Annotated in this window: 8 protein-coding genes; 5 read left to right on the plus strand and 3 right to left on the minus strand. The window is 71.3% G+C overall.

All coding sequences use genetic code 11. From position 1 onward, the window contains the following. Nucleotides 1–4: 4 nt before the first annotated feature. On the minus strand, nucleotides 5–505 hold the full coding sequence (locus tag O7546_RS18900) for a MarR family winged helix-turn-helix transcriptional regulator (RefSeq protein WP_194803049.1): 501 nt from the start codon (nucleotides 503–505) through the stop codon (nucleotides 5–7). A gap of 83 nt (nucleotides 506–588) precedes the next feature. On the opposite strand from O7546_RS18900, the gene O7546_RS18905 reads away from it, so the two are divergent. Next, complete coding sequence (locus O7546_RS18905; protein ID WP_194803048.1) at nucleotides 589–1815, plus strand: multidrug effflux MFS transporter; 1227 nt, start codon at nucleotides 589–591, stop codon at nucleotides 1813–1815. 16 nt (nucleotides 1816–1831) lie between these two features. On the opposite strand, the gene O7546_RS18910 is transcribed toward O7546_RS18905, so the two are convergent. Next, entirely contained in the window at nucleotides 1832–2761 is a 930-nt protein-coding gene (locus O7546_RS18910) for a carbohydrate kinase (protein WP_194803047.1), read from the minus strand. 337 nt (nucleotides 2762–3098) lie between these two features. On the opposite strand from O7546_RS18910, the gene O7546_RS18915 reads away from it, so the two are divergent. After that, a complete protein-coding gene (locus tag O7546_RS18915; protein ID WP_194803046.1) occupies nucleotides 3099–4235 on the plus strand; it encodes a lytic polysaccharide monooxygenase in 1137 nt (378 codons plus the stop codon). A 60-nt stretch (nucleotides 4236–4295) separates the two neighbouring features. On the opposite strand, the gene asnB is transcribed toward O7546_RS18915, so the two are convergent. Then, nucleotides 4296–6257: an asparagine synthase (glutamine-hydrolyzing) gene (gene asnB, locus O7546_RS18920; protein ID WP_194803045.1), complete on the minus strand. Its 1962-nt coding sequence runs from the start codon at nucleotides 6255–6257 to the stop codon at nucleotides 4296–4298. Nucleotides 6258–6370: 113 nt separating this feature from the next. Here asnB and O7546_RS18925 point away from each other — a divergent pair, with 113 nt between their 5' ends. The 3 genes from O7546_RS18925 (at nucleotide 6371) to O7546_RS18935 (ending at nucleotide 12039) form a co-directional block, all read left to right on the plus strand. After that, nucleotides 6371–7846 carry an aminopeptidase P family protein gene (locus tag O7546_RS18925; RefSeq protein WP_194803044.1) on the plus strand — a complete coding sequence of 492 codons (1476 nt, stop codon included), beginning with the start codon at nucleotides 6371–6373 and terminating at the stop codon, nucleotides 7844–7846. Nucleotides 7847–8109: 263 nt separating this feature from the next. After that, nucleotides 8110–9885 carry a hypothetical protein gene (locus O7546_RS18930; protein ID WP_281599823.1) on the plus strand — a complete coding sequence of 592 codons (1776 nt, stop codon included), beginning with the start codon at nucleotides 8110–8112 and terminating at the stop codon, nucleotides 9883–9885. 291 nt (nucleotides 9886–10176) lie between these two features. Continuing rightward, entirely contained in the window at nucleotides 10177–12039 is a 1863-nt protein-coding gene (locus O7546_RS18935) for a hypothetical protein (protein WP_269697304.1), read from the plus strand. The last annotated feature ends 59 nt before the right edge of the window (nucleotides 12040–12098 follow it).

Raw genomic sequence — 12098 nt, forward strand, 5'->3', positions numbered from 1 at the left:
GTGATCATGCGGGGCGGGACGGCGCTGCGGCCACCGGGTTTCCGGGGGCCGGCCCGGGGCGGGCGGGGCCCCGCAGCGCGTCCCGCAGCGCGTCGAGGTGCGGGGCGGCGGCCAGGATCGCCGCTCGTACCGGCGGGTCCAGCTCGGCCAGGGCGTCGGCGAGCAACGCCGCGCGGTGGGCCTCGTAGTGGGCCATCCGCTCCCGGGCGGCGTCGGTGACGCGTAGCCGGACCACACGGCGGTCGTCGGGGTCGCGGTCACGGGCCAGCAGCCCGGCGTCGGTGAGGTCGCGAACCAGCGTGCTCACCGTGTTGGGCGCGGTGCAGAGACGCCGGGCCACCTCCTTGCCGCTGATCCCCGGCATCTCCCGGACCAGCAGGAGCACTTCCACCTGCGCCTCGGGCAGCGGATCCCGGCCCACCCGTGCTCCGGTCCGGCGGCGCAGGAGCCGGTGCAGCTCCCCCAGGGCCGCGCCGAACCGCGCGACCTGCTCGTTCGTCGCCACGGAGTCACCCGCCTCACATCGCAATAGTTCTGACTACAGATGTAAGGTACCCCGGACGCACCAGATCCAGGGGGTACCCACTCGTGAGCAACGCCGCGCCGACCGCCGCGCGCCCGGCCGCCGGCCGCACCACCGCGTCCACCGGTGGTGTGACGCTGCTGGTGCTGCTCGGCGCGCTCACCGCGATCGGCCCGCTGTCGCTGGACATGTACCTACCGGCGTTCCCGGCCATGACCCGCGACCTCGGCGCCGACCAGGCCGGCATCCAGCTCTCGCTCACCACCTGCCTGATCGGTCTCGCCCTGGGTCAACTCGTCACCGGTCCGCTGAGTGACCGCTGGGGGCGCCGCCGGCCGGTGCTGGTCGGTGTGGTCGCGTACACCGTGCTGGCGCTGGCGTGCGCCGCGGCGCCGAACGCCCCGCTGCTCGCCGCCGCGCGGTTCGCCCAGGGCGTCGCCGGCGGCATGGGCGTGGTGGTCGCCCGCGCGGTGGTCCGCGACCTCTACTCGGGACGGGACGCCGCGAAGTACTTCTCCCGGCTCACCCTGGTCTTCGGCGTGGCGCCGGTGGCGGCGCCGGGCGTGGGCAGCCTGGTGCTGCGGTTCGGCTCGTGGCGGGCGGTCTTCGTGGCGCTCGCCGTCATCGGGGCGGTGCTCGCCGTCGCCGTCGCGCTGCGCCTGCCGGAGACGCTGCCGGCCGAGCGCCGCAGCACCGGTGGCCTGGGGGCCACCGTCCGGACCATGCGGTCGCTGCTCGCCGACCGGGTCTACCTCGGGTACGCGCTGACGCAGGGCTTCGCGTTCGCCGGGCTGTTCGCGTACATCTCCGGGTCGTCGTTCGTGTTCCAGGACGTCTTCGGCGTCTCCGCGGCCGTGTTCAGCGTGATCTTCGGCGTCAACGCGCTCGCCCTGGTCGCGGTCGGGCAGGCCAACGCCCGGCTGCTCGACCGGTTCACGCCGCGCCGGCTGCTGGTCACCACGCTGGTGGCCGGCCTGGTCACCGCAATCGGCGTGCTGAGCGGCGCGCTGGCGGGCAGCCTGGCCGTGACGGCGGTGGCGCTGTTCGCCTTCGTCGGCTCGCTCGGCATGGTGATGCCGAACAGCACCGCGCTGGCGCTGGACGCGCACGCCCGGCACGCGGGCACCGCGGCCGCGCTGATGGGCGGCATCCAGTCGGTGGTGGGCGCGCTCGCCGCGCCGCTTGTCGGGCTCGGCGGCGAGGGCAGCGCGCTGCCGATGGCGGTGGTGCTGGCCGGCGCCGCGTTCCTGTCGCTGACCGCCGTCGTGACGCTGGCCCGTCCGCGCACCTGAGCACGGGGCGGACGGGTCACGGGAAGCGGGTGGCGACCGCGGTGCGGGTGGGCATGGCGGTGGCGCCGCCCGGTGACTCGCACACCACAGCCGCCACCCGCAGCGCGAACGCGACCCGCTCCCGCCACCCGGCCGGGTCGGCCGGCTCACCGGCGGCCAGCAGGTCGGCCACCAGCGCGCCCATCACCGAGTCGCCCGCGCCTGTCGCGTCCACCGCATCCACCTTCGGCGCGGGTACCCGGACCACGTCGTCGCCGGCGGCGACCAGGGCGCCGTCCGCGCCGAGCGTGACCACGACCGTGCTCGCGCCCAGTTCCCGCAGGTACGCGGCCACGCCCTCGACCGGCTCGTCCGGGTAGAGCAGCCGCGCGTCGGCGCTGCTGAGCTTGACCAGGTGCGCGGCGGCGGCGAACTCGGCGACCACCGCCCGCAGCCCGTCCAGCGCGCCCGGCGCGGTGAGCAGCCGGGGCCGCACGTTCGGGTCGAACACCCGCAGCGCGCCCGCGATCGACCAGGCGCGCCGCGCGGCGGCGAGCACCAGCGGGTCGAGCAGCACGATCGAGCCGCAGTAGAGCACGTCCGCGCCCTCGACCAGCGCCACGTCCAGGTCGTCCGGGCCGAGCAGCGCGTACGAACGGGGTTCGCCGTAGAAGCGGAAGTCGGGCTCCGCAGCGGCGAACGTGGCCACGGCGAGCGCGGTCGGGGCCGGCACCGTCACCGTCCCGCTCACGTCCACTCCCGCCCCGGTGAGGAAGGCGCGGATCCGTCCGGCCAGCGCGTCGTCGCCGAGCGACCCGACGAACCGTGCGTCCCCGCCGAGCCGGGCGATCGCCACCGCCACGTTGAGCGGGCCGCCGCCGATCGCCTGCCGGTAGACGGGTTCCCCGTCGTGTTCGGCATCGAGCAGGTCCACCAGTGCCTCGCCGAGCACCACCGCGTACCCCATCCTGGCTCCCCTCGTCGTCCTCTCCCCCGATCCTGTCGCATGCCGGTGCCACCGCGCGCCGGGACCCGGGCATCGAGCGCCGCCTATTGCGGGCGGCGTGCGGACGTGGTGGGATGGCGGTGCCGGGTGACGACGCGGGGGCTGCCGCGTCACCGGCCGCCGGGTCGATCCGACGCGAGGGCATCCACGGTCCGTTTGGCGACGGACCGCAGACGGTGCGCGCCCGTCGACGGCCCCGGCCGCACGCCGACCGGGCGCGGGCACCGCGATCGTCGCATCCGCTCGTCGCAGCGGAGCGGGCCGAACCGGGCCACGCTCCGCGAGTCAGGAGATCCCCGTGCACCGAACCCGATCCCGTACGGCCGCGTTGCTCACCGCGGCCGCCACCCTGACCCTGGGCGCGTTCGCCCTGGTCACCAACTCCGGACCGGCGGCCGCGCACGGCGCGGCCATGACGCCGGGCGCCCGCACCTACCTGTGCTGGAAGGACGGCCTCACCGGAACCGGTGAGATCCGGCCGAACAACCCCGCCTGCTCGTCGGCGGTGGCCGAGAGCGGGGCGAACTCGCTGTACAACTGGTTCAGCGTGCTGCGCTCAGACGCAGGCGGGCGCACCGTCGGGTTCATCCCCGACGGCAAGCTGTGCAGCGGCGGCAACCCCGGCTTCAGCGGGTACGACGCGGCGCGCAACGACTGGCCGCTCACGCACCTGACGGCCGGGCGGTCGATCGAGTTCCGGTACAGCAACTGGGCCCACCACCCGGGCACGTTCTACTTCTACGTGACCAAGGACAGCTGGAGCCCGAACCGGCCGCTGGCCTGGAGCGACCTGGAGGAGCAGCCGTTCCTGCAGGTGACCAACCCGCCGCAGCGCGGCGCGGTCGGCACCAACGACGGTCACTACTACTTCACCGGCAACCTGCCGTCGAACAAGAGCGGCCGGCACATCATCTACTCGCGCTGGGTCCGCTCGGACAGCCAGGAGAACTTCTTCGGCTGCTCGGACGTGACGTTCGACGGCGGTAACGGCGAGGTGACCGGGATCGGCTCGGGCGGCAGCACCCCCCCGACGACCGCGCCCCCGACCACCGCGCCGCCGACGACCGCGCCCCCGACGACCGCGCCGCCGACCTCACCTCCGCCGGTGACGACCAGCCCGACCATGCCGGCCGGCTCGTGCATGGCGGTGTACAAGGTGGTCACCGCCTGGGGCGGCGGTTTCCAGGGCGAAGTGACGATCATGAACCACAGCACCCGAACCTACTCCGGATGGACCGCGAACTGGACCTGGCCCAGCGGCCAGACCATCAACCAGGTGTGGAACGGCACGTTGAGCGGCAGCGGGGCGTCGGTGAGCGTCTCCAACGCCGCCTACAACGGCAGCGTCCCGCCGGAGGGCACCACGACCTTCGGCTTCACCGCGAACTTCTCCGGCACCAACACCCTGCCGACAGTCACCTGCACCGGTCGCTGATCACGCGCTGAGAAGGGCCCCCGGGGAACATCCCGGGGGCCCTTCCTCGTCACGCTCGGGTCAGCGGACCATGCTGCCCACGACCGGCTTGGTGAGCAGCGCGGACTGGTTGCGCTGGATGCCCGGGTCGAGCGTCTTGGCCACGAAGATGGCGTGCCAGATGCAGAAGATCAGCACGGTCCACACCTTGCGGGAGTGGTCGGCCTCCTCCCGCTTGTGCTCGTCCAGCAGGCGCAGCGCGTACGACAGGTCGATCAGGTCACCCGCGCCCGAGGTGGACAGCACGTGCCGCGCCCACTCGTACATCTCGCCGCGCAGCCAGACCCGGGTCGGGGTCGGGAAGCCCAGCTTCTTGCGGTTCACGATGGCCGGCGGCACGACGCCCTGCAGCGCCTGGCGCATCGCGTACTTGGTGGCCTCGGAGCGCGGCGGCAGCTTCAGGTCGACCGGGATGCCGGCGGCGACGTTGAACACCTCCCGGTCCAGGAACGGCACCCGCACCTCCAGCGAGTGCGCCATCGAGATCCGGTCGGCCTTGACCAGGATGTCGCCACGCAGCCAGGTGTAGAGGTCGACGTACTGCATCTTGGTGACGTCGTCCAGCTCGGTGCACTCGGCGTAGATCGGCGCGGTCACGTCCGTGTAGCGCACCGAGGGGTCGTAGCGGCGCAGCAGGTGCTGCTTCTCCTCCTCGGTGAACATCCGGGCGTTGCCGTAGTAGCGCTCCTCGATCGGGGTGGTGCCGCGCTCCAGGAAGCTCTTGCCCTTGACGCCCTGCGGGATGGCCTTGGACACCGCGCGCAGGCCCTTCTGCACGCCGTCGGGCAGGCTGTTGACCGCGTTGAGCGACAGCGGCTCCCGGTAGATCGTGTAGCCGCCGAAGAACTCGTCCGCGCCCTCACCGGAGAGCACCACGGTGACGTGCTCGGCGGCCTTCTTCGCCACGAAGTACAGCGGCACCAGCGCCGGGTCGGCGACCGGGTCGTCCAGGTGCCAGACGATCTTCGGCAGCGCGTCGATCATGTCCTGCGGCCCGATCTTGGTCGGGATCGTGGTCACGTCGAGGTGCCGGGCCGAGTCCTGGGCCACGTCGATCTCGGAGTAGCCGGGCACGTCGTAGCCGACGGTGAAGGTGAGGATGTTCGGGTTGAACTCGCGGGCCAGCGCCACCACCGCGGTGGAGTCGATGCCGCTGGACAGGAACGAGCCGACCGGCACGTCCGAGCGCATGTGCATCCGGACGCTCTCGCGCAGCGTCTCCCGGATGTCGTGGTAGAGCCGCTGCTCGTCGGAGACCGGGGCCGGCCGGAACACCGGGCGGTACCAGCGGCGCACCTCGATCCGGCCACCAGGGGTCCAGGTCAGGTACTCCCCCGAGCCGATCCGGCTGATCCCCTTGTGCAGCGTGCCCGGCTCGGGAACGTACTGCAGCGTCAGGTAGTGGCTCAGGTTCGCGGTGTCGATGCCCGCGTCGCCCTGGTATGCCGAGTGCGCGAACGGCAGCAGCGCCTTCTTCTCCGAGGCGAGGTAGAGACCGTCCTGCGTCTGGAGGTAGTGCAGCGGCTTGATGCCGAAGTAGTCCCGCGCGCCGAAGGCCCGCCGCTCCTGCCGGTCCCAGATCACGAACGCGAACATGCCGCGCAGCTTGGTGAGCACCTGCTCACCCCAGTAGTGGTAGCCGGCGACGATCACCTCGCCGTCGCCGTTCGTGGCGAACTGGGCGCCGTAGTCGCGGATCAGCTCCTCGCGCAGCTCGATGTAGTTGTAGATCTCGCCGTTGAAGGTGAGCAGGTACCGCCCGCCCGCGTAGGGCAGGGGCTCGTGGCTCAGCGCCACATCGATGATCGCCAGGCGCTTGTGCGCGAACACGCCGTCCGCGTACCGGCCGGAGGCGTCGCCGACCACCTCGACCCCGGTCTCGTCCGGGCCACGGTGGTGCAGGCACTCCAGTGCGCCGGCGATGTTGTCGCGGTGGGCGGCGGCGTCGCCGCGCGCGCTGAAGAAGGCCAGGAGTCCGCACATGGCCGCCATCTTTCCACGCGCCGGAAGCCGCCGTCGCGGCACCGCAGGCACCTCCCGCTGTCGTGCGCGCGGTACCGTCGGGACCAGCGACGAGGCTCAGGGAGGGGCGGATCATGGCCGAGGAGCGGACCCGGCAGGGCAAGGCGGCGGACGGCACGGAGTCGCACGACCCGGATTTCCCGGAGGCGTTCCTGTCGTTCATGCGGCAGGGCTGGCGGGACACCGAACTGCCGGTCACCCCGCGCGCGGAGGTGCCCAACCACGCCAAGCGGCGGGCCGCGCTGGCCGAGGCCTTCCCGGGCGAGACGCTGGTCATTCCCACCGGCAACGAAAAGGTACGCGCCAACGACACCGAGCACCGGTTCCGGCCGGGCAGCGACTTCGCGTACCTGACCGGCGACCTGGAGCCGGACAGCGTCCTCGTGCTGCGGCCGGGCGGCGAGGCCACGCTGTTCATGCGGCCCCGGTCGTCGCGGGTGACCGACGAGTTCTTCCGCAGCCGCCACGGTGAGCTGTGGGTGGGCCGCCGGCCGACGCTGCGGGAGAAGTCGACCGAGCTGGGCCTGCCGACGGCCGACCTGAGCGAGCTGGACGCGGCGCTGGCCGACCTGGCCCCGGGGCGCACCCGGGTGCTCCGCGGTTTCGACCCTCGGGTGGACGCGGCGGTGCGTCAGTACGACGGCGCGCGCGCCGAGGGTCAGCCCGGCCGCGACCGGGAGCTGGCGATCGCGATCGCCGAGCTGAAGCTGGTCAAGGACGAGTGGGAGATCGCGCAGCTCCAGGAGGCGTGCGACGCCACGGTGCGCGGCTTCGAGGACGTGGCGCGGGCGCTGCCGGCCGACCGCGGGGTCTCCGAGCGGCTGCTGGAGGGTGTCTTCGCGCTGCGCGCCCGGCACGACGGCAACGACGTCGGCTACGGCTCGATCGTCGGGGCCGGCGAGCACGCCACGATCCTGCACTGGGTGCACAACCACGGCGCGACCCGTCCGGGTGAGCTGCTGCTGATGGACATGGGCGTGGAGAATCGCAACCTCTACACCGCCGACGTGACCCGGGTGCTGCCTGTCGACGGCCGGTTCACGCCGTTGCAGCGTCAGGTCTACGACGCGGTGTACGCCGCGCAGCAGGCCGGCATCGAGATGTGCCGGCCGGGCGTGGCGTTCCGGGACGTGCACCTGGCCTCGATGCGGGTGCTCGCCGAGGCGCTGAAGGATCTCGGGCTGCTGCCGGTGAGCGTGGACGAGGCGATGGACCCGGCCTCCACGGTCTATCGGCGGTGGACGCTGCACGGCACCAGCCACATGCTCGGTATCGACGTGCACGACTGCGCCAACGCACGCAAGGAGACCTACCGCGAGGGGCCGCTCGGCGAGGGGTACGTGCTCACCGTCGAGCCGGGGCTCTACTTCCAGCCGGAGGACGAGTTGGTCCCGGAGGAGCTGCGGGGCATCGGCGTGCGGATCGAGGACGACATCCTGGTCACCGCCGACGGCCCGGTGAACCTGTCGGCCGGGCTGCCGCGCGCCTCCGCCGAGGTGGAGACCTGGCTGGCCGAGCAGCGTGAGGCGGGCCCCCGCCTGCCCGGCTGATCCCCGCGGCCGCGAACCTTCGGGCCCCACCACCGCGCCTCGACGGCGGGTGGTGGGGCCCGCCGCCGTCTGGGCCGTTGCGGTCCCCCTGACGTGGTTGGTCACCGACCGCCGTTCGTGGGAGGAATGCGGGCTTTTTTCGGATACGTCTTCCTCGCGAGGAACCTTCTCATACGGTGCTGATCAGAGGCTACAACCGGTTTGTAGCTGGTCGCCCGGCCTGGGGCGGTGCGACCCGTTTGGGAAGAACCGAAAGGGCTCTCATGTCGAACGACGTAACGACACCCGACGGCGGCGCTCCGATGGCGCCCCCGCCGCGGACGAGCAAGCGGCGGGCGCTCTGGGTCGCCACCGGCGTGGCCGGGCTGACCGGCGTCGTCGGGCTGGCGGCACTCGGCGGGCTCGCCGCCCGCGACGACAAGTCCGGCACCGAACCGGTGGCGGAGAACCACGCCGCCGCGCCGCAGAACGCCGCCGACGACTCCCGCGCCGAGGGCGGGAAGGGCGGCGAGAAGGGCGAGGACGGGTACGGCAAGGACGGCAAGGACCGTGGCCAGGAAGGCCGCGACCGTGGCGAGTGGGGCCCGGACAAGGGCGAGTGGGGCAAGGACGGCAAGGACGACCACGGCAAGACCCGCGAGGTCCCCTGCAAGGACGACGCCCTGATCGACGCCCTCGAACTGGCCAACCGCGACCACGGCGGCACCATCAAGCTCGCCGAGAACTGCACCTACGAACTCGGCGTCAAGGACCGCAAGTTCGGCTCCGCCCTGCCCGAGATCAAGCAGGACGTCACCATCAAGGGCAACAACTCCACCATCAAGCGCGACGCCGAAGACACCTTCCGCATCTTCCGCGTCGTCGACGGCGGCGACCTCACCCTCAAGGACCTCACCGTCAAGGGCGGAAACGCCAACGAATTCAAGTACCCCGGACCGTCGGTACCGAAGACGGCCGGACCGGCCGACCTGGACGACGACAAGCGGTTCGAGGGCGACGGTGGCGCGCTCCTGGTCGAGCGTGGCGGCAGCGCCTACCTGGACAACGTGAAGCTGGTCGACAACAACGCCGAAGGTGACGGCGGCGCCATCGCCAACTACGGCCGCACCTGGCTCAAGGAGAGCAAGGTCGTCGACAACCACGCCCAGGGCGACGGCGGCGGCATCTACAACGAGGGCATCCTCAAGGTCGAGGAAACCCACGTCGACGACAACACCGCAGGCGGCAACGGCGGCGGCATCGCCAACGGCGGCGGTGAGCACCACGGCGGGCCGGTCGACCTGGCCTCGGCCGCGAAGCCCGGCAAGGGCGACAAGGGCGAGCACGGCAAGCACCGCGCGGGCACCGTCGAGATCATCGGGGCGCACGAGGGCAAGGACGCCTCGCTGAGCACGCTGAGCCACAACCGGGCCGGTCACAACGGTGGCGGTCTGTTCAGCAGCGGCGGCTGGGTCACCGTCTCGTTCACCGCGATCGGCGGCAACGTCGCCTGCGAGAACGGCGGCGGCGTCTACGCCGAGAACACGGACCTGCTCCTGGAGAAGGTCCACGTGGCGGGCAACCACGCCGACGGCGACGGCGGCGGCGTAGTGACGACCGGTGGCCGGGACTGGGCCGGCAACGGCGCCGAGAAGGACGGCCTCGCGGGAAGCGCCACGATCGCCGACAGCGCGGTGGTCGACAACACCGCCGGCCGGTTCGGCGGCGGCATCTTCAACGGTGAGTGGCTCATCAAGATCGAGGACGGCTTCCTCACCCGCGACCACGACAAGGACGACAACGCCACCCTCACCATCCGCGACACCGACATCAAGGGCAACACCGCCCTCAACGGCGGCGGCATCTTCAACAACAAGGCGAAGATCACCCTGACCAAGACCCACGTCACCAAGAACACCGCCACCGACTCCAGCAAGCTCCACCGGGTCGCCGGCGGCGTCCTCAACAACGAAGGACGCGTCAAGCTCGACGACAAGTCCCTCATCAGCAACAACGACCCCACCAACTGCGCCAACACCATCGAGGACTGCTTCAACTGATCGAACCACCACATAACCGGGGAGCCCTCCTCGCGCCGCTGACGGCGTGCGGAGGGCTCCCACCCCCGCCGGCGGCCCGACTGGCCGCGGTGTCCCCCGCCGGGGCGTCCGGACCGCACTGCGCCCGCCCATCCCACCCGCACCCTTATGCGGGTTTTTTTCGTATATGGCCACGAGGCGAAGAAGGTTCTCATACGGTCATCTTCAGCAGCTACAACCGATTTGTAGCGAAGGCCGCCTCGCCAGGGCGAAGCGACCTTGTCAGGTACAAGGAGAGGGCAGAGAGCTCCGATGTCCAACTACCTTCGCAATAACGATGACGCCACCAGCAAGACCATCTCCCCGCTCCGGCGTCGCCGGATGTGGCTCGCCACCGGCGTTGTGGGCCTGACCGGAGCGGTCAGCCTCGCCGGCGTGGCCTACGCGACCACCGGGGCCACCGGCCCGCACCGGCTCGCCGACGTCAAGTGGTCGACCACGCAGCAGCTCAGCGACGACGACCACGGCGACAAGGGCGCCGAGGGCGACTACGGCCGCGACGGCTACGACAAGGACGGGTACGGCAAGGACGGCAAGGACCGTGGCCAGGAAGGCCGCGACCGTGGCGAGTGGGGCCCGGACAAGGGCGAGTGGGGCAAGGACGGCAAGGACGACCACGGCAAGACCCGCGAGGTCCCCTGCAAGGACGACGCCCTGATCGACGCCCTCGAACTGGCCAACCGCGACCACGGCGGCACCATCAAGCTCGCCGAGAACTGCACCTACGAACTCGGCGTCAAGGACCGCAAGTTCGGCTCCGCCCTGCCCGAGATCAAGCAGGACGTCACCATCAAGGGCAACAACTCCACCATCAAGCGCGACGCCGAAGACACCTTCCGCATCTTCCGCGTCGTCGACGGCGGCGACCTCACCCTCAAGGACCTCACCGTCAAGGGCGGAAACGCCAACGAGTTCAAGTACCCCGGTGGCGGCCAGCCGCCGGCCGCCGCTCCGGCCGCCGCTCCGGCGGTGGCGGCCCCGGCCGCTCCGGCTGTCGCGGCTCCGGCCGCGGCGACCACGGCCGCCGCTGTCACGCCCGTCGCCGACGGCATGAACGGCGGCAAGGACGACGACAAGCGGGTGGAGGGTGACGGTGGCGCGCTGCTCGTCGAGCGTGGCGGCAGCGCCTACCTGGACAACGTGAAGCTGGTCGACAACAACGCCGAAGGTGACGGCGGCGCCATCGCCAACTACGGCCGCACCTGGCTCAAGGAGAGCAAGGTCGTCGACAACCACGCCCAGGGCGACGGCGGCGGCATCTACAACGAGGGCATCCTCAAGGTCGAGGAAACCCACGTCGACGACAACACCGCAGGCGGCAACGGCGGCGGCATCGCCAACGGCAGCGGCCTGTCCGGCGGGCACGGCCCGGCCGCCTCCGCCGCGCCGAAGGGCTACGACCCGAAGGGCAAGCACCACGAGGCCGGGATCGTCGAGATCTTCGGTTCCGACCACGGCAAGGACGGCGTCAAGTCCAGCCTGTCGGACAACCGCGCCGGCAAGAACGGTGGCGGTCTGTTCAGCAGCGGCGGCACCGTCACGGTCTCCTTCACCGCGATCACGGGCAACACCGCCTGCGAGAACGGTGGCGGCGTCTACGCCGAGAACACCGACCTGCTCCTGGAGAAGGTCCACGTCGCCAAGAACCACGCCGACGGCGACGGCGGCGGTGTGGTGGTCACCGGCGGCAAGCACTGGGGCTACCCGGAGAACAAGGAGCACGCCAGCGCCACGATCGCCGACAGCAAGATCGTCGACAACACCGCCAACCGCTTCGGCGGCGGCATCTTCAACGGTGAGTGGCTCATCAAGATCGAGGACGGCTTCCTCACCCGCGACCACGACAAGGACGACAACGCCACCCTCACCATCCGCGACACCGACATCAAGGGCAACACCGCCCTCAACGGCGGCGGCATCTTCAACAACAAGGCGAAGATCACCCTGACCAAGACCCACGTCACCAAGAACACCGCCACCGACTCCAGCAAGCTCCACCGGGTCGCCGGCGGCGTCCTCAACAACGAAGGACGCGTCAAGCTCGACGACAAGTCCCTCATCAGCAACAACGACCCCACCAACTGCGCCAACACCGTCGAGGACTGCTTCAACTGACCTGACGGCCCGGGGTACGCGACCGGCCCCCTGCCACGTGACGTGGCAGGGGGCCGGTC

Source organism: Micromonospora sp. WMMA1976 (assembly GCF_027497335.1).
Lineage (GTDB): Bacteria > Actinomycetota > Actinomycetes > Mycobacteriales > Micromonosporaceae > Micromonospora > Micromonospora aurantiaca.

Excerpts from the sequence above, each read along its gene's own strand:
- O7546_RS18910 (WP_194803047.1), bottom strand. The coding sequence starts at position 2,761 with ATGGGGTACGCGGTGGTGCTCGGCGAGGCACTGGTGGACCTGCTCGAT.
- O7546_RS18935 (WP_269697304.1), top strand. The coding sequence starts at position 10,177 with ATGTCCAACTACCTTCGCAATAACGATGACGCCACCAGCAAGACCATC.
- asnB (WP_194803045.1), bottom strand. The coding sequence starts at position 6,257 with ATGTGCGGACTCCTGGCCTTCTTCAGCGCGCGCGGCGACGCCGCCGCC.
- O7546_RS18925 (WP_194803044.1), top strand. The coding sequence starts at position 6,371 with ATGGCCGAGGAGCGGACCCGGCAGGGCAAGGCGGCGGACGGCACGGAG.
- O7546_RS18930 (WP_281599823.1), top strand. The coding sequence starts at position 8,110 with ATGTCGAACGACGTAACGACACCCGACGGCGGCGCTCCGATGGCGCCC.